We start from the raw sequence: 16,652 nt of genomic DNA, 5'->3' as shown, positions 1-16,652 counted from the left end.
TCACAGGGAATGGGAAAGAATGGCGGTGGCCTGGCTGGACAGCACGCCGCCGTTGCCGTGCACCAGCGCAACGTCGGCCTTGCCCACCTGCCGGTCGCCCGCCTCGCGGCGCAGCTGCGCCACGGCCTCGATCACGAGGAAAATGCTGTACATGCCGGGATGGGTGAACGACAGCCCGCCGCCATTGGTGTTCATCGGCAGGTCGCCGCCCGGCTCGATGCGCCCGCCGCCGATGAACGCGCCGCCCTCGCCCTTGGCGCAGAAGCCCAGGTCTTCCAGGAAAAGGATGGGGTTGATCGTGAATGCGTCGTAGAGCTCGACCAGGTCGATGTCGGCGGGCGTCAGGCCGGCCTCGGCGAATGCGGCGCGGCCGGAGTCCACGGCTGGCGTAACGGTGATGTCTGGCATGCACGATATCTGGCGGTGCCAGTGCGCATGGCCCGTGCCCAGCACGTAGATCGGACGCGGATGGAGGTCGCGGGCGCGGTCGGCCCGCGTGACCACGAAGGCGCCCGCGCCGTCGGTCACCAGGCAGCAATCGCGCACGGTGAGCGGATCGGAGATCATCTTCGCGCCCAGCACCTCGTCGATCGTCAGCGGCGAGCGCAGGAAGGCGTCCGGATTCAGCTGCGCCCACTTGCGCGCCGCCACGGCGACTTCGGCCAGCTGGCGCCGCGTGGTGCCGTACTGGTGCATGTGGCGCGCCGCGGCCAGCGCATAGCTGGACACCGGATTGAACGGCTTGTAGGGATGCTCGTAGGGTTGCGGGTCCAGCGCGGCCCGCATCTGGTTGATCTGCGTGCTGCTGGGCGCGCTGCGCGGGTTGGCGCCGTAGCAGACCAGCACGTGCTCGCACTGGCCGGCCTCGATGGCCATCGCCGCGATCTTCAGATCGGCGATGAACGACGAGCCCCCGAACATCGTGCTGTCGGAGAAACGCGGACGGATCCCCAGGTACTCCGCCATGCGCATCACCCACCAGGGCGAGGTGAGGCTGGACGTGATGATGCCGTCGATATCCTGCATCTTCAGGCCGCTGGCGGCCACGGCGCGGTGAGAGGCCTGCGCGATGATTTCCTGTTCCGAGCGGCCCTGGCAATCGCCCAGCCCGGCCATGCCGGTTCCCAGGACGGCGATCGCGCCTCGATAGCTCCGGCTCATGCGCGTTCCCCCGTCTGTTCCACGAATACCAGCAGCGGCGCGCCATCCACTTCGTCGATCCGGGCGCGGACCCGCAGGCCGATGGCCACGTCGTCCACGGGCATATCCACGATTCGGCTCATCAGGCGCGGGCCTTCGTCGAGATCCACGAGGCATACGGTGTAGTCGCCGCCCTTGCTGCGCACGACGGTCGTGGAATAGACCTCTCCCCGGCCGCTGGGCTCGACCCAGCGCAGGGCGTCGGAGCCGCAATGCGGGCAGACCACCCTGGGGTAAAAATGGTGCCTGGCGCAGGCCTGGCATTGCGGAATGACGAAGCGGCCCTGCGCGAGCTGCTCGAAATAGTGGCGCTCGGCGCTGGCCGCCGGCTCTGTTGCGGTGTTGGGCATGCTGATGTGTCCGCCCTGCGGGCGGCTGTCTCCGTTGTATTTCGATCCGGGCCTGGCAAGGCCTGCGGCAGTGGAACGATTTTAGGAATGGCTCCCACCCCTTACCATCCGAAAGATTCGAAGGCTTCTTTCGGCATATTCGAAGCGCCGCAAGTCAGAGTAAGATTTACGCGATAACAAGCCCCCTTATTACATGGCAGGAGCATTGGAAGATGGCGAAAGTCGGCATGGTTGGAATCGGCCTCATGGGCCATGGCATTGCAAGCAATCTGGTCAAGCACGGTCACGCGCTGACGGTGCTTGAGCACCCCGGCAACCAGCCTCTGGACGCGCTCAAGGCTGCCGGTGCGGCCAGCGTCGCCGATGGCGCCACGCTGGCCGCGCAGTCCGACGTAATCATCCTGTGCGTCACCGGCAGCCCGCAGGTCGAAGCCGTGCTGCTGTCGCCGGGCGGCGTGCTGGAAGGCATCCGTCCCGGCACGGTCATCATCGATTGCTCCACCGCCATCCCCTCCTCCACCGCAAAAGTGGCGCAGGCGGTTACCGAAGCCGGGGGCCGCTTCCTGGACGCGCCGATGACGCGCACCCCGAAAGAGGCCGCCGAAGGCCGGCTCAACCTGCTGGTGGGCGGAGATGCCGCGCTATTCGAAGAATGCAAGCCGCTGCTGGCCTGCTTCGCAGAGAACATCACGCACGCCGGCCCCGTCGGCGCCGGCCACCGAATGAAGCTATTGCACAACTACGTGTCGCTGGGGGTGGTCGCGCTGCTATCGGAAGCCGCGGCCTGCGCGCTGCGCTCGGATATCGATCCCGCCGTGTTCGCGGACGTGCTGGCCAAGGGCGGCGGCGGCGGCGTGGCGCTGGAGCGCATCAAGCCCTATCTGCTGGAGCAGGACCCATCCTCGCTGCGCTTCTTCATGTCGAACGCGCAGAAAGACCTGTCCTACTACAACACCATGGCCGCGGAAACGGGCGCGGTAAGGGAAATCGGCGCCGCCGTGCAGCACACCTTCGACCAGGCCGTGACGCAGGGCGGCGGAGAACGCTACGTGCCCGAACTGGTGTCGCTGCTGAAAGACCGCTAGCCGGTTTCAGTTTCCGCCGGCGGCGGCCACCTGCCCGCGCGGCAGGCCTCGCCCGGGCAGGCGCAGGGAAATCAGCGCCGCCGCCAGCAGCAGCACCCCGGCCGAACCGAAGGCGACCCAATGCGTGCCGAAGGCTTCGAAGGCCCATCCGCCCAGCCATGAACTGATCATGCCGCCCACCTGGTGCCCCAGGTAGGCCAGGCCGTACAGCACCCCCACCAGACGGATGCCATAGACGTCGGCCAGGATCGCGGACGACAGGGCGATGCTGCCGGCCCACACGACGCCGCCGATGGTGGCCGCCGCGTAGAGCTCCCAATGCGCGCCCACCATGACCAGCGCGAAGAACCCCAGCCCCCGCACCAGGTAAATGGTGGCGAGAATATTGCGGCGCTCGACCTGGTCGGACAGCCGGCCCAGAACCAGCGTGCTGAAGATCGCCACCAGGCCGATCAGGCCGATGCCCAGCGAACTGGTGGTGGCGTCGAAGCCGTGGTCCATCAGCATGGGCACCCCATGCGTGCCCAGCAGGTTCATGCTGAACCCACAGGCGAACAGCCCCAGCGCCACCTGCCAGAACGGCAGCGAACGCAGGGCAGCGCGGACATTGGGCGCGGCTTGCCTGGAGGCGGGCTTGGCGCCTCGCGTCTTGCCCACGATCTGGTGAGGCAGCAGGTCCGTGTGCTCAGGGGCCTCGTCGCGCATGATGAAAAGCGCCATCGGCACCGTCAGCAGGGCAAACAGCACCGAGAACCCCACCAGCGTTTCCTTCCACCCCACCGCGGAGATGGAGAAGGTCAGCGCGGGCGTCATCAGCGCGATGCCGGCCATGGACCCGGTGGACAGGAAGAACAGCGCCATGCCGCGCTGGCGCGTGAACCAACGGCTGATCACCGGCGTCAGCGCCACCGGGCTGGTGAATGCCAGGCCGATCGACAGGGCCACGCCGAAGGACAGCAGGAACTCGATGGGCCCGCTGGCGAATACGGCCCAAATGGACGATGCGACGACGATGGCCGTCCCCGCAAGCAGCACGAAGCGCGTGCCCTGCGTGCTGACCAGGTATCCCGCCACCGGCATGCCCAGGCCATAGCAAAGCATGCCGACCGCCACGATGCCGGACAGTGTGCTGCGCGTGAAGCCCATGCTTTCCGCCATGGGCAGGAAGAACGGCCCGATGCTCATGCGCAGGCCGACGGTCAACAGGGTGAGTACCGCAGCGGCGCCTACGATATTCCAGCCGAAATACCAGCCGCCCGACTCTTGCTTGTCCACGTGTGCTTCTCCTCGATGTCTTCTTTGTGGCCGCTTGCGCGCCCGGCTTCGTGAACGAGGCCGGAAGCGCGCGCAAGGGCGCAGCTGACGGCAAGCGGGAAGGACAAGGCGCGAATCGGCTTTTTTTTCCGGCGGCCATCGACCGCCGGACGCGTCATATTACTCCCCGCTATATGCGGAAAAGAGGGAAGCCGCCAAAACCTGTTCGGTGAACGGCCACCCAGGCTGGCGCGGCGCAGTATATTGCCCACACTCGTAGCACTCGAAACAAGCCGTGACACCCAAGACTTCGATGTTCGCCCTGTCCCGCCAGGAAATCGCCCTGGTGCTGGTCACCATGCTGTGGGGCAGCACCTTCCTCATCATCCACATCGCCATGCAGCACAGCGGCCCCCTGTTCTTCGTGGGCGTGCGCTTCACGATCGCGGGCGGAATGTCCTTGCTGCTGTTCCGCAGGCGCATGGCGGCGATCACCCGCCGCGAAATCGGCGCCGGCATCGCCATCGGTTCCGCCCTGTTCCTGGGCTACTTCCTGCAAACCTACGGCCTGCAGACCATCACGAGCAGCCAGTCGGCCTTCATAACGGCTCTCTATGTGCCCATCGTGCCGCTATTGCAATGGGCCGTGCTGAAAAAGCCGCCCGGCCTGATGAGCTGGGTGGGCGTGGCGCTGGCCTTCACCGGCCTGATCCTGCTGGCCGGCCCTCAGGCGGGCGCGCTGAGCTTCAACGCCGGCGAAGCCGCAACGCTGGCGGGCGCCGCAGCCATCGCCGCCGAAATCATCCTGATCGGCCTGTTCGCCAAGTCGGTGGACAGCCGCCGCGTGACCGCGGTGCAATTGCTCACGGCAGGCCTGGTCTCGTTCGCCCTGATGCCGGCCATGGGCGAAACGGCGCCCGCATTCTCGTGGCTGTGGGCGGGCGCGGCCATCGGCCTGGGGCTGGCCAGCGCCATCATCCAGCTGACCATGAACTGGGCGCAGAAATCCGTGTCGCCTACCCGGGCCACAGTCATCTATGCGGGCGAACCGGTGTGGGGCGGCATCGTGGGCCGCCTGGCGGGCGACCGCCTGCCGGCGCTGGCGCTGGTGGGCGCGGGCCTCATCGTCGCCGGCGTCCTTGCCAGCGAAGCCAAGCTTCCCCGCAGGAAGAAGCCCCAGGCTCCTGCGCCGGGCGCGAAAGGCGCGGGCTGATCAGCGCGTCAGGCGGGCGATCAGGTCGGCCTGAGCCGGATACAGGCGCGACAGCTCGCCGGCGCCGGCCAGCTCGAACTCGCTGAACTCAAATCCCGGCGCCACGGTGCAGCCGGCAAGCGCATGGCCGCCCGGCTCGGCCAGCTCGGCCGCGAACCAGCTGCCGGCCGGCACGACCGCCTGGAACTCGGCGCCGGGATCCTCCAGCGCGTTGCCCAGCCGCAGGCACCGATAGCCGCCATCCGGCGCCAGCACATGGACATGCAGCGGCGAGCCCGCATGGAAATGCCAGAGCTCGTCGGCGCGGATGCGATGCCAGGTGGACCACGCCCCGTCGCACAGCAGGTAATAGATAGCGGTGCTGGCCGCGCGGCGCGCGCCGTCGGCGCGCGTAACCATGTCGGCGGCGCGATAGGTTTCGCGGTAATGGCCGCCTTCGGGATGCGGCAGCAGGCCCAGGCGGCGGATCAGGGTGGCGGCGGATTCGGTCATGGCGGGGCTCGGCTGGATGCGATGGCCCCCAGTCTAAAGCAAGGCTGGCCGTGTCCTAGGACGCCTGTTCCAGAAATGCCTGCAGGGCTGGCACGGTGTTCAGCACGTGTTGCCGCATCGCGGCCTCGCAGCGCGCCGGATCGCGCGTGCGCAAAGCGTCGATCAGCTCCTGGTGCGATTCGCGCACGCGCATGACTCGCCCGGGCTGGGCCGCCCACAGGCGCATATAGGGCTCGACGACGGAATGCAGCTCGGATATCTGGCGCAGAAGACGGGGCTGCTGGCAGAAGCTGCACAGGTACTCGTGGAATTCGCGGTGGGCGGTGGTCCAGTCCAGGTCTTCGCCCGGACCTTGCTCCAGGAGCTCCAGCGAATTCGACAGGCGGCGGATGTGCTCGGCGTTCATGTGCAGCACCGCATTGCGCATGGCCAGCCCTTCGAGCACGGAGCGCATTTCGAACACTTCCAGCATTTCCTGCTGATTCAGGCCGCGCACCACCGCGCCGCGGTTGGCGCGGATTTCAACCAGCCCTTCCGACGCGAGACGCCGCAACGCGCCACGCACCGGCATGCGGCTGGTGCCGATTTCCGCGGCCACGGCCTCGGGCACCAGGCGCTGGCCCGGCGCGTAGCGCCCAAGCCGGATCTCCTGCTGCAGGTGCAGGTATGCCTCGTCTTCGGCGCTGATCGCTGTCTTCTGGAATTGCAGCATTGTCGTCCCACGGCTCGGAAAGCCGCCATGATAGATAAACGCAAAAATAACACAAATTGGATCCAATGATCCATGGATGCAAACACTAATGGTCGCCGGACCGTGCTTTGCGTCTAATCGTCCCCACGCTTTCCATAACGCGATCAAGGGGAATCCATGAAGTTCCGTTTCATCCAGGCGCTCGCAGGCGCCGCCGCCTTGGCCTTCGCGGCCCAGGCCGGCGCCCAGGCCACCGACTGGCCGCAGCATCCCGTGCGCATCGTCGTGCCCTTCCAGGCCGGCTCCGCAACCGACCTGATCTCGCGCCAGCTGGGCGCGGCGCTGTCGACGGAATTGGGTCAGCCCTTTGTCGTCGAGGCGCGTCCCGGCGCCGCGGCCGCGATCGGCAGCGCCTCGGTCGCGCGCTCCGCGCCGGATGGCTACACCCTGTTGATGGGCGGGCCGGCCGCCATCGTGACCAACCGGTTTCTGCAGAAGCGCCTGGCCTACGACCCCGATGCCTTCGAGCTGGTCTCGATGGTTGCCTACACGCCCAACATCCTGCTGGCCAATCCGTCCCAGCCCTTCAAGACGCTTCCGGAAATGGTCGCCTACGCCCGCGCCAACCCCGGCAAGCTGACCTATGCCTCGTTCGGCACCGGCACGACCTCGCACATGGCCGGCGAAATGCTCAAATCGGTGGCCGGGATCGACATCCTGCACGTGCCCTACAAGGGCGCGGGCGAGGCCATCCCCGCGCTGCTGAGCGGCCAGGTCTCGATGTATTTCGACACCATCATGACGGGGCTGCCCCAGGCCAAGAGCGGCGCGCTGCTGGCGCTGGGCATGTCCAACTCCAAGCGCTCGGCGTTGGCGCCGGACATCCCCACCATCGCCGAACAGGGCTATGCCGGGTACGACATCGCGCCATGGTACGGTCTGGTGGCCCCCGAAGGCACGCCTGCCCCCGTGCTCGACAAACTCAACCGCGCCGTCAACAAAGTGCTTGCCGACCCCACGCTGCGCGGTAAGCTGGCGGAAACCGGCGCCGAGCCCCGAGGCGGCACCCGCGAGGAATTCGCGGCCTTTATCAAAGCCGAAATCCCCCGTACCAAGCAGTTGATCGACCAGGCCGGCATCACCCCGCAGTAATTTCCACGACGAGCTCCAGCACCCATGTCTTCCCCCTTCGATTGGTCTTTCCCTTACGCCTCCAAGAAAATGCCCGTCCTGGCCGCCAACGCGGTCGCGACCAGCCAGCCGCTGGCGGCGCAGGCCGGCCTGCGCATGCTGCTGGCCGGCGGCAACGCCGTCGATAGCGCCATCGCGACCGCGATCGCGCTGACGGTGCTCGAGCCCGTCATGAATGGCATCGGCGGCGACATGTTCGCCCTGGTCTGGCACGACGGCCGCCTGCACGGCTTGAATTCCAGCGGCTGCGCGCCCGCGGCGTGGACGCCTGAATACTTCGCCGGCCGCGAGGCGATGCCTGGCACTGGCTGGGGTACGGTCACCGTGCCGGGCCAGGTGGCGGGCTGGAAGGAATTGTCCGAGCGCTTTGGCAAGCTGCCCTTCGCCAAGCTGTTCGAACCGGCCATCGCCTATGCCGAAGAAGGCTTCGCAGTCTCGCCCACCATCGCCCGCCAATGGGCCACGCAAGCGCCCAAGCTGGCGCAGGAACCGGGCTTTGCCGCCGCCTTCCTGCCGCAGGGCCGCGCGCCCCAAGCCGGCGAATGGTGGCGCTTTCCGGCACAGGGCAAGACGCTGCGCGAGATCGCCGAAAGCGGCGGCGAGAGCTTTTACCGCGGCGAACTCGCCCGCAAGATCGCCGACTTCGCCAGCCAGACCGGCGGCGCGCTCAGCGCCACGGACCTGGCGGAACACCGCCCCGAATGGGTCGCCCCCATTTCCCAGTCGTTCCGCGGCTACGAGCTGCACGAAATCCCGCCCAACGGCCAGGGCATTTCGGCGCTGATGGCCCTGGGCATGCTGGAGCAGTTCGACCTGGAGGCAATGGGCCGCGACAGCGCGGACTACTACCACGTCAGCATCGAAGCGATGAAGCTGGCCTTCGCGGACCTGCACCAGCACGTCGCCGATCCGCGCCACATGCGCACCAGCGCGAACGCGCTGCTGGACCGCGCCTACCTGGCCGAACGCGCGCGCCTGATCTCCATGGACCGCGCCAGCGTGCCGGTTGCGGGCACGCCGGCCACCGGCGGCACGGTGTACCTGACCGCCTCCGACGCCAACGGCACCATGGTGTCCTTCATCCAGTCGAACTACCACGGCTTCGGCTCCGGCGTCGTCGTGCCCGACACCGGCATCAGCCTGCACAACCGCGGCCTGAACTTTGTGCTCACGCCGGGCCATGCCAACCAGGTCGCGCCGCGCAAGAAGCCGATGCACACCATCATTCCCGCCTTCGTCACGCGCGGCGGCCAGCCCGTGATGTCGTTCGGCGTCATGGGAGGGTCGATGCAGGCGCAGGGGCACCTGCAGATGGTCACGCGCCTGGCGGCGTTCGGCCAGAACCCCCAGGCCATGAGCGACGCGCCGCGCTTCCGCGTGGAAAAAGGCCCCGTGGTGAACGTGGAATCGCACTTGCCCGCGGACGTGGTCGATGCGCTGCGCGCGCGCGGCCACAACGTCGCCGTCGCGCCTGCCGACAGCCTGGAATTCGGCTCGGCGCAGCTGATCTGCCGCCTGCCCCAGGGCGGGTATGTCGCGGCGTCGGATTCGCGGCGGGACGGCCAGGCCGTGGGCTTCTGAGCGCGGCTCGGACCGGCGCGGGCCGCATCACCCGGGCCATGCGCGGCGCCTCTCGAAAGCGCCGCGCATAGCGAGAAGCACGAAGCAAGAAACGGAGTCCCGGCCGCCCGCCCCCGATCTACACTGGAGCCGTGCCTCAACTATCCGGTGCTAGACCATGGATACCGGTCGTTCGCCAGTTCCCGGCCTCATCGAGGCGCTGGACTGGGAAGCCATCAACCGATCGCTGGACCGCCACGGCAACGCCGTGCTGCCGGGACTGCTCAGCCCCGCGCAATGCCGGGAGCTGGCGGCCCTCTATCCGCGCGAAGACTGCTACCGCTCCCGGATCGTCATGGCCCGCCACGGATTCGGCCGCGGCGAATACAAGTATTTTTCCTATCCCCTGCCTCCGCTGATCGACTCCTTGCGGCACGCGCTGTACGCGCGGCTTGCCCCTGTGGCCAACCGCTGGAACCGCCTGCTGGGCACGGACGCGCAGTATCCGGACTCGCTGGACGAATTCCTCGCGCGCTGCCACCGCGCCGGCCAGCTCCGGCCCACGCCGCTCATCCTCGAATACCGCGAAGGCGATTACAACTGCCTGCACCAGGATCTTTACGGCGAACACGTGTTCCCGCTGCAGACCGCGATACTTCTGTCCGAACCCGGGCGGGACTTCACCGGCGGCGAATTCGTCATGACGGAAACGTCGTCCGGCGGACAGGTCGCGCAGGTAGTGCCGCTGCGCCAGGGCGACGCCCTGGTGTTTACGGTGAACCAGCGGCCGGCGCCGAGCAACCGCGCCGGCATGCGCAAGGCCGCCATGCGGCATGGAGTCAGCCGGTTGCTGGGCGGGCAGCGGCATACGCTGGGAGTGATCTTCCATGACGCGCGCTGAAGCCATGCAGGCCGAACTGTTTCAGGAACCCGCCCCCCGGCACGCAGACCGGATCCCGATGGACATGGATGCCGTCATCGACGGCCTGGACTGGGCCGGCATCGCCGCGCAGCTCGATGCGGAAGGATACGCGCTGCTGCCGCAATGGCTGATGCCGGAACAGGCGCGCGCGCTGGGCCGGCATGCCGCCGCGCTCGAGCGCGCCTCGCTGGCGCGTGGCGGGCTGGGCCAGGGCGATCTGCACTACTTCCCCGCCGATTTGCCCGCGCCCCTGGCGGCATGGCGCGCCGATCTCTACCGACGCCTCGCCCCCATCTCCAACCGCTGGAGCGAACGGCTGGGCTCCGGTTATCGCTACCCTGGCGAGCTAGAGCCGTTTCTGCGGCGCGGCCGGCAGGCGGGCCAGACGCATGCGCTCACGCACCTGAGCCAACTGCGCGGGGACGATTACGTAGCGCTGCACCAGCGCAACGAAGGCGCGCACGTGTTTGCGCTGCAACTCGTCGCCCTGCTGGCGGAGCCCGGCCTCGACTTCACGGGCGGCGAGTTCGTCATGACCGAACAGCGTCCCCGCATGCAATCGCGGCCCATCGTGCTGCCGCTGCGCCTGGGCGACGCCGCCCTCATCGCCACCGCGCACCGCCCCGTCCGGGGAGCCAGCGGCGCCGATTACCGCGTCAACCTGAAGCATGCCATCAGCCGCGTGCTCGGCGGCACGCGCATCGGCTTGGAGCTATCTTTCCACGACGCGCCGTAAGCCGCCCGCCGAACCGGCTCAATCCTCTTCGACGAAGGCCTCTTCGCGCTTCTTGCGGATGTTCGGCAGCGCAACCAGGACGACCAGCACCACCGCCGCGCCCAGCAGCGAAGCCGACAGCGGCCGCTCCACGAAAGTCGTGAAGTCCCCCCGCGACAGCAGGAGCGCCCGGCGGAAGTTCTCCTCCATCATGGGCCCGAGGACCAGGCCGAGCAGCAGCGGCGCCCCCTCGCAGCGCAGCTTGCTCCAGATGTAGCCGACGACGCCGAAGAAGGCGGTCATGTAGAGATCGAAGGTGTTGTAGTTCAGCGAGTACACGCCGATGGTGCAGAACACCAGGATCGCCGGAAACAGGATGCGATAGGGAACCTTCAGCAGCTTGACCCACAGCCCGACGAGCGGCAGGTTGAGGATGACGAGCATGAGGTTGCCGATCCACATCGAAGCGATCAGGCCCCAGAACAGCTCCGGATGGCTCGTCATGACTTGCGGGCCGGGCTGGATGTTGTGGATGGTCATCGCGCCCACCATCAGCGCCATCACCGCATTGCCCGGGATGCCGAGCGTCAGCAAAGGAATGAAGGAAGCCTGGGCGCCCGCGTTGTTGGCGGACTCGGGCCCCGCCAGCCCGGCCGGATGGCCCTTGCCGAAGCGCTCGGGTTGCCTCGATAGCTTCTTCTCGAGCGTATAGGAAGCAAAGGCCGACAGCACCGAACCCCCGCCGGGCAGAATGCCCAGCATCGATCCGACGGCCGTGCCGCGCACGATGGCCGGCGCCGCCTCGCGCATCTCGGTCTTGTTCGGATACAGCGAACCCACCTTGTCCGTGATCTCGACGCGCTTGTCCTTCAGTTCCAGGTTGCTCATGATCTCGGCAAAGCCGAAGACGCCCATGGCGACGATGGCGAAGTTGATGCCGTCCTGCAATTCCGGGATGCCGAAATCGTAGCGGGCGACGCCGGAATTGACGTCCGTGCCGACCAGGCCCAGCAATAGCCCGAGCAGGATCATGCAGATCGCCTTGACCAGCGAGCCCGACGCCAGGACGACCGCCCCGACCAGCCCCAGCGTCATCAGCGAAAAGTACTCCGCCGGACCGAACTTGAACGCCACCTCGGCCAGCGGCGGCGCGAACGCGGCGATGAGCATCGTGGCCACCGAGCCGGCGAAGAAGGAACCGATGGCGGCCAACGACAACGCCGCGCCCCCGCGCCCGTTGCGCGCCATCTGGTGGCCGTCCAGCACCGTGACCACGGCGGACGTTTCCCCCGGCAGGTTGACCAGAATGGCGGTGGTGGATCCGCCGTACTGCGTGCCGTAGTAGATGCCCGCCAGCATGATCAGGCCCGCCACGGGCGGCAGCACATAGGTGATCGGCAGCAACATGGCGATCGTGGGCACCGGCCCCAGTCCGGGCAGCACGCCCACGAGCGTGCCAAGCACGCAGCCCAACAACGCATACAACAGGTTTTCCGGGGTAAACGCCACGGAAAACCCCAACATGAGGTGGTCTAACAGTTCCATCCCCGCTCCTTTTCTGTCCAGGCCATTTTTTAATAGATCGTAGTACGACATAAAAAGCGGAGTAACCCGGGTTTTTACCAAGCACGCGTCCAGGCGCATTCCCATCGCGGCGCAGGATGCCGGTACCATTGCCTTCGACAAGCCAGGACGATTTATTTTTTCCTTCAGGAGGAGTTCCCGCCATGAACGGCGCCAAAAGCCTCGTCAATTCTCTTTTGAAGTCAGGGGTCGACACCTGCTTCGCCAATCCCGGCACCAGCGAAATGCACTTCGTCGCAGCGCTGGACGAGGTTCCCGGCATGCGCTGCGTGCTGGGGCTGCAGGAGAACATCGTCACCGGCATGGCCGATGGCTATTTCCGTATCGCGGGCAAGCCGGCGGCGACGCTGCTGCATTGCGGGCCCGGGCTGGCCAACGGCATGGCGAACCTGCACAATGCGCGCCGCGCCCGCAGCGGCATCGTCAACATCGTCGGAGACCAGGCCACCTACCACCGTCCCTACGACGCGCCGCTCACGGCGGACACCGACGCCATGGCGCGCACGGTATCGAGCTGGGTGCGCACCAGCACCCGGGCGCAGGACGTAGGCGGCGATGCGGCCGCTGCGGTACAGGCGGCCAGCGCCTTTCCCGGCCAGGTCGCCACCTTGATCCTGCCGTCGGACGCGTCCTGGAACGACGGCGGCGCCGTCGCGGACGCGCTGCCCGCGATCGGGCCCGCGCCCCTGGATCCCCACGCAGTGGAAAACGCGGCCCGCGTCCTGCGCAGCGGCAAGAACGTCCTGATCCTTCTGGCCGGACGCGGCGTATTGGGCGAATCGCAGGCCCTCGCCTGGCGGGTGGCGCAGGCCTGCGGCGCCGACATCCGCGCCGACTACGTCACCGCGCATGTCGCGCGCGGCCGGGGCACCCTGCAGTTGGAGCGCGTTCCCTACGGCACCGACCAGGCAATCGCGGCCCTGGCCCGCTATGAGCACATCATCCTGGTTTGCGCCAAGGGGCCGGTCGGCTTCTTCGCCTACCCCGGCAAGCCGTCCACGCAATACCCCGAGCATGCCCAGCTGCACGTGCTGGCGCGCCCCGACCAGGACCCGGAAGCCGCGCTGCGCGCGCTGGCGGAAAGCCTGGGCGCGCCGCAGGCCGCGATGCCCGATCCCGGCCCGCGTCCCGAGGCGGCCAGCGGCGCCCCCACGCCCGAAGGCCTGGCCCGGACCGTGGCCGCGCTGATGCCTGAACACAGCATCGTCTCGGACGAAAGCATCTCCTACGGCCGCGGTTTCTATCCCCATACGCACGCCGCGCCCCGGCACGACTGGCTGCACCTGGCCGGCGGCGCCATCGGGGACGGCATGCCGGTGGCGACGGGCGCGGCACTGGGCGCGGGAGGCAAGCGCAGGGTCATCAATCTGCAGGCCGACGGCTCGGCCATGTATACGCTGCAATCGTTGTGGACGCAGGGGCGCGAAAGGCTGCCCGTGACCACCATCATCCTGAACAACCGCAGGTACAACATCCTGATCGGCGAGTACAAGGGAGTCGGGGCGACGCCCGGCCCGACCGCCATGAGCATGCTGGACCTGGGCAATCCGGACCTGAAATGGGTGTCGATCGCCGACGGCATGGGCGTCGAGGCGGCCCGCGCCACCACCATGGAGCAATGCGCCGATCTCATGGCCCGCAGCTTCCGGACCGACGCACCCTTCCTGATCGAATTGATGGTTTGACGCCGCAGGCCCGCCGGGCTGCCACGGGCGGCCTGGCGGAACCCGGACCTACTGCGCCAGGGACAGGTTCGCCGCCTTGGCGGCCTGCGTGTACATCGGGATTTCCTTGGCCATGGTTTCGGCCAGCGCCTGCGATGCGCTGCCGACCGGCTCGATGCCCAGTTCAAGCAGGCGTTCGGCCACCGCGGGCTCGCGGACGGCGGCGGCCACGGTCGATTGCAGCTTCTCGATGACGGCGGGCGGCGTTCCCGCCGGCGCGTACAGAGACGACCAGAACGACATCGCGAAGCCGGGCGCGCCGGATTCCGCAACGGTGGGCACGTCGGGCAGCAGCCCAAAGCGCTTGGCGCCCGTGACGGCAAGCGCGTGCAGCCGGCCGCTGCGGATCTGCGGCAGGACGGCCGCGGTATCGATCAAGGCGAAGTCGATCTCGTTGGCCAAGAGGGCGGCGACGACGGCCGAGTTGCCCTTGTAATTGACGACCTCCGTCTCCAGGCCTACCCGGCCGGCGAACACCGCGGTGGCCAGCTGGAACGAATTGGCGCCCGCGCCGGCGAACAGAGGCTTGCCGCTCTTCTTCCCCTGCCCGACCAGATCCGGCACCGAGCGCGCCGGGCTGTCCGCCTTGACGGCCAGGATCATGGGGATGTCGCCGACCAGGGAAATTGGGGCGAAGTCGGCCACGGGATCGTAGTCCAGGTTGCGGTAGATGGCGGGGTTGACAGTCATGCCGCTGCTCGGCCCGACCAGCAAGGTGTAGCCGTCCGGTTCGGCCCGCTTGACCGCGCCGATCGCGATGGCGCCGCTGGCGCCCGGCCGGTTCTCGACGATGAAGGGCTGGCCCAGGCGGCGCTGGAATTGCTCGGCCATCAGGCGGGCCAGGATATCGTTGCCTCCGCCAGGCGCGAAGCCCACGATCATGCGCACAGGCCGCGCCGGGTATTCCTGCGCCACGGCATGACAGGCCGACACGGCGAGCAGCACGCCCGCCCACAAAGAGAGATACCGTTTCATGCCACGCTCCAATCGTTGAACATCGTGCTGCGTTACTGGGGAATGCACGGATGGCCCATTCTGCATCCCGTGGCTACATTGGGCACGACCCAACGTGCCAGCCGATGCCGCTGGCAGCGACACCCGCGACGTCCCCGGAGCCGAGATGGCACCTGAATGGCACAACTGGAGCACCCTCGATCACGGCCAGCACGCCCTGGCGTTCTGGCACGACGCGGTCTGCGCAGGCGTGCTGGATTCCGAATTCCAAGCCGAACCGGGCGCCGCCTTCGCCGGCACGATGTCCAGCCAGACCCGGGCGGGAGCCCGCCTGGTGAATTTCGCAAGCTCCCCCCATATGATCCGCCGCTCCCAGCGGCACGTCAGCCGCGTCAACGGCGACCACCTCATGCTCAGCCTGCAATTGCAGGGCAGCGCGCTGATGTCCCAGGGCGACGAACAACTGTGCCTGCGGCCGGGAGAATTCGGCCTGCTCGACACCGGCTCGGCGTTCGACATCACGTTTCCCGAAACGACCGCGCGCCGGCTGGTGCTGCTGCCGCGCCACGCCTTGAGCGCGCGCGCCCCGGGATTGCGCCGGCTGAGGGCGCCTGCCAGCCTGCCGGCCGATATGCCGTTCGCGCCTGTCCTGGCCGAGACCATGCGCCTGCTGACCGATTCCGCGGTGAAGCTGCAGGACCGCACCGTCGACACGCTGCTGGACACCGTGATCGAAATCGTCGCGCTGCATTGCTCGTCCATGGCGGACGCGGCCGCCCCGGCATCGACGGAGCTGAGCTTCGTCGGCGTGAAGCGCCACATCGACACGGCGATCGCCGACCCGGGCCTGTCGCCCGCGTCGGTGGCCGCCGCCTGCCGCATATCGGTCCGCACCCTGCACCGCCTCTTCGCCCGGCACGCCCAGCTGTCGTTCGAGGCCTACGTGGTGCAGGCCCGCCTGGCGCTCGCGCATGAACTGCTCGCGGGCGGCAAGGCGCGCACGGTCAGCGAGGCCGCGTTCGCCTGCGGCTTCAACAATCTCTCCCATTTCACCCGGCGGTTCTCCGAACGCTACGGCGACCTGCCCGTGAATCTGCTCAGGCAGGGCCAGGCCCGCGCCTGACGCGCTGGGCGGCGTCCGCTGGCGCGCTGGGCACAGCCCCAGCCCGCCCCAAGCGACAGAATGAGCTCCATCCCGGCCCTGGCCGGCAAGCTCCTGTCGCACCATGTCCAAGACCATCACCATCCATCGCCATGAAGAAGCCCGCGCCGCCGCCGACAGCTGCGTGCATTTCGGGTTCTGTACGGCGGTCTGCCCCACCTACGTGCTGGACGGCGAAGAACTCGACTCGCCTCGCGGCCGCATCGCGCTGGCCCGCGAGATGCTGGCCGGCACGGCCGCGCCCAGCCCCGCGGCGGTGCGCCATCTCGACCGCTGCCTCTCATGCCTGTCGTGCGAAACCACCTGCGCGGCCGGCGTGTCCTATCGCGACATCATCGACGGCGCGCGCGAGCACATCGAAGAGAGCCGGGCGCGCCCGCTGACTCAACGCCTGCTGCGCTCGGCGCTGGCGCGCGTCCTGACCACCCCATCCCTGCTGCGCCCCGCCCTGGCGGCCGGCCGCCTGATGCGCAGCGCGGCGGGCCGGCTGGGCGGAACGGCGGGCGCGCTGGCGTCGCTGGCCGCCGCGCCTGGCCTCGCCGCGCTGGCGCCGCG

At 68.0% G+C, this 16,652-nt stretch carries 16 protein-coding genes; 9 read left to right on the top strand and 7 right to left on the bottom strand.

All coding sequences use genetic code 11. The features are described 5' to 3' along the window. A complete protein-coding gene (locus JL37_RS23035; protein WP_043547241.1) occupies positions 1–1,161 on the bottom strand; it encodes a thiolase in 1,161 nt (386 codons plus the stop codon). After that, on the bottom strand, positions 1,158–1,550 hold the full coding sequence (locus tag JL37_RS23030; RefSeq protein ID WP_043547240.1) for a Zn-ribbon domain-containing OB-fold protein: 393 nt from the start codon (positions 1,548–1,550) through the stop codon (positions 1,158–1,160). The genes JL37_RS23035 and JL37_RS23030 overlap by 4 nt, the downstream gene beginning before the upstream one ends. A gap of 212 nt (positions 1,551–1,762) precedes the next feature. Between JL37_RS23030 and JL37_RS23025 the strand changes: the two genes are divergently transcribed. Continuing rightward, positions 1,763–2,635 carry an NAD(P)-dependent oxidoreductase gene (locus JL37_RS23025; RefSeq protein ID WP_043547239.1) on the top strand — a complete coding sequence of 291 codons (873 nt, stop codon included), beginning with the start codon at positions 1,763–1,765 and terminating at the stop codon, positions 2,633–2,635. A 6-nt stretch (positions 2,636–2,641) separates the two neighbouring features. On the opposite strand, the gene JL37_RS23020 is transcribed toward JL37_RS23025, so the two are convergent. Continuing rightward, entirely contained in the window at positions 2,642–3,910 is a 1,269-nt protein-coding gene (locus JL37_RS23020) for an MFS transporter (protein ID WP_043547238.1), read from the bottom strand. 292 nt (positions 3,911–4,202) lie between these two features. Here JL37_RS23020 and JL37_RS23015 point away from each other — a divergent pair, with 292 nt between their 5' ends. Then, on the top strand, positions 4,203–5,102 hold the full coding sequence (locus JL37_RS23015; RefSeq protein WP_052097564.1) for a DMT family transporter: 900 nt from the start codon (positions 4,203–4,205) through the stop codon (positions 5,100–5,102). Here JL37_RS23015 and JL37_RS23010 read toward each other — a convergent pair whose 3' ends face one another. Further along, a complete protein-coding gene (locus tag JL37_RS23010; RefSeq protein WP_043547234.1) occupies positions 5,103–5,594 on the bottom strand; it encodes a cupin domain-containing protein in 492 nt (163 codons plus the stop codon). A gap of 55 nt (positions 5,595–5,649) precedes the next feature. Beyond that, positions 5,650–6,306: a GntR family transcriptional regulator gene (locus tag JL37_RS23005; RefSeq protein ID WP_043547233.1), complete on the bottom strand. Its 657-nt coding sequence runs from the start codon at positions 6,304–6,306 to the stop codon at positions 5,650–5,652. Positions 6,307–6,462: 156 nt separating this feature from the next. Between JL37_RS23005 and JL37_RS23000 the strand changes: the two genes are divergently transcribed. From JL37_RS23000 to JL37_RS22985, 4 genes are all read left to right on the top strand, one after another. After that, positions 6,463–7,437, top strand: a complete 975-nt coding sequence (locus JL37_RS23000; RefSeq protein WP_043547231.1) for a tripartite tricarboxylate transporter substrate binding protein — start codon at positions 6,463–6,465, stop codon at positions 7,435–7,437. A gap of 24 nt (positions 7,438–7,461) precedes the next feature. Continuing rightward, positions 7,462–9,057 (top strand): gamma-glutamyltransferase, encoded by a 1,596-nt coding sequence (ggt, locus tag JL37_RS22995; protein ID WP_043547227.1) that lies wholly within the window; start codon positions 7,462–7,464, stop codon positions 9,055–9,057. 157 nt (positions 9,058–9,214) lie between these two features. Beyond that, entirely contained in the window at positions 9,215–9,937 is a 723-nt protein-coding gene (locus tag JL37_RS22990; RefSeq protein WP_043547226.1) for a 2OG-Fe(II) oxygenase, read from the top strand. 58 nt (positions 9,938–9,995) lie between these two features. Next, positions 9,996–10,694, top strand: a complete 699-nt coding sequence (locus JL37_RS22985) for a 2OG-Fe(II) oxygenase (RefSeq protein ID WP_043547517.1) — start codon at positions 9,996–9,998, stop codon at positions 10,692–10,694. An 18-nt stretch (positions 10,695–10,712) separates the two neighbouring features. Here the strand turns inward: JL37_RS22985 and JL37_RS22980 are convergent, their stop codons facing one another. Then, positions 10,713–12,218, bottom strand: a complete 1,506-nt coding sequence (locus tag JL37_RS22980; RefSeq protein WP_043547225.1) for a tripartite tricarboxylate transporter permease — start codon at positions 12,216–12,218, stop codon at positions 10,713–10,715. 182 nt (positions 12,219–12,400) lie between these two features. Here JL37_RS22980 and JL37_RS22975 point away from each other — a divergent pair, with 182 nt between their 5' ends. After that, complete coding sequence (locus JL37_RS22975; protein ID WP_043547224.1) at positions 12,401–13,942, top strand: acetolactate synthase large subunit; 1,542 nt, start codon at positions 12,401–12,403, stop codon at positions 13,940–13,942. A gap of 48 nt (positions 13,943–13,990) precedes the next feature. Here the strand turns inward: JL37_RS22975 and JL37_RS22970 are convergent, their stop codons facing one another. Further along, positions 13,991–14,956, bottom strand: coding sequence for a tripartite tricarboxylate transporter substrate binding protein (locus tag JL37_RS22970; RefSeq protein ID WP_043547223.1), 966 nt, complete (start codon positions 14,954–14,956; stop codon positions 13,991–13,993). A gap of 145 nt (positions 14,957–15,101) precedes the next feature. On the opposite strand from JL37_RS22970, the gene JL37_RS22965 reads away from it, so the two are divergent. Continuing rightward, positions 15,102–16,058, top strand: a complete 957-nt coding sequence (locus JL37_RS22965) for a helix-turn-helix domain-containing protein (protein WP_043547222.1) — start codon at positions 15,102–15,104, stop codon at positions 16,056–16,058. A 103-nt stretch (positions 16,059–16,161) separates the two neighbouring features. Beyond that, the coding region (locus JL37_RS22960; protein WP_043547221.1) for a 4Fe-4S dicluster domain-containing protein at positions 16,162–16,652 on the top strand (491 nt) is incomplete at its 3' end.

Source organism: Achromobacter sp. RTa, assembly GCF_000757485.1.
Lineage (GTDB): Bacteria > Pseudomonadota > Gammaproteobacteria > Burkholderiales > Burkholderiaceae_B > Achromobacter.
Note: the sequence above shows the minus strand (reverse complement) of the source record. Positions and strands in the feature narration are given on the sequence as shown.

Coding starts and splice junctions, on each gene's coding strand:
- JL37_RS22980 (WP_043547225.1), bottom strand. CDS start 12,218: ATGGAACTGTTAGACCACCTCATGTTGGGGTTTTCCGTGGCGTTTACC.
- JL37_RS23035 (WP_043547241.1), bottom strand. CDS start 1,161: ATGAGCCGGAGCTATCGAGGCGCGATCGCCGTCCTGGGAACCGGCATG.
- JL37_RS23030 (WP_043547240.1), bottom strand. CDS start 1,550: ATGCCCAACACCGCAACAGAGCCGGCGGCCAGCGCCGAGCGCCACTAT.
- JL37_RS22965 (WP_043547222.1), top strand. CDS start 15,102: ATGGCACCTGAATGGCACAACTGGAGCACCCTCGATCACGGCCAGCAC.
- JL37_RS22985 (WP_043547517.1), top strand. CDS start 9,996: ATGGACATGGATGCCGTCATCGACGGCCTGGACTGGGCCGGCATCGCC.
- JL37_RS23000 (WP_043547231.1), top strand. CDS start 6,463: ATGAAGTTCCGTTTCATCCAGGCGCTCGCAGGCGCCGCCGCCTTGGCC.
- JL37_RS23005 (WP_043547233.1), bottom strand. CDS start 6,306: ATGCTGCAATTCCAGAAGACAGCGATCAGCGCCGAAGACGAGGCATAC.
- JL37_RS23015 (WP_052097564.1), top strand. CDS start 4,203: ATGTTCGCCCTGTCCCGCCAGGAAATCGCCCTGGTGCTGGTCACCATG.
- JL37_RS22970 (WP_043547223.1), bottom strand. CDS start 14,956: ATGAAACGGTATCTCTCTTTGTGGGCGGGCGTGCTGCTCGCCGTGTCG.
- ggt (WP_043547227.1), top strand. CDS start 7,462: ATGTCTTCCCCCTTCGATTGGTCTTTCCCTTACGCCTCCAAGAAAATG.
- JL37_RS22975 (WP_043547224.1), top strand. CDS start 12,401: ATGAACGGCGCCAAAAGCCTCGTCAATTCTCTTTTGAAGTCAGGGGTC.
- JL37_RS23010 (WP_043547234.1), bottom strand. CDS start 5,594: ATGACCGAATCCGCCGCCACCCTGATCCGCCGCCTGGGCCTGCTGCCG.
- JL37_RS23025 (WP_043547239.1), top strand. CDS start 1,763: ATGGCGAAAGTCGGCATGGTTGGAATCGGCCTCATGGGCCATGGCATT.
- JL37_RS22990 (WP_043547226.1), top strand. CDS start 9,215: ATGGATACCGGTCGTTCGCCAGTTCCCGGCCTCATCGAGGCGCTGGAC.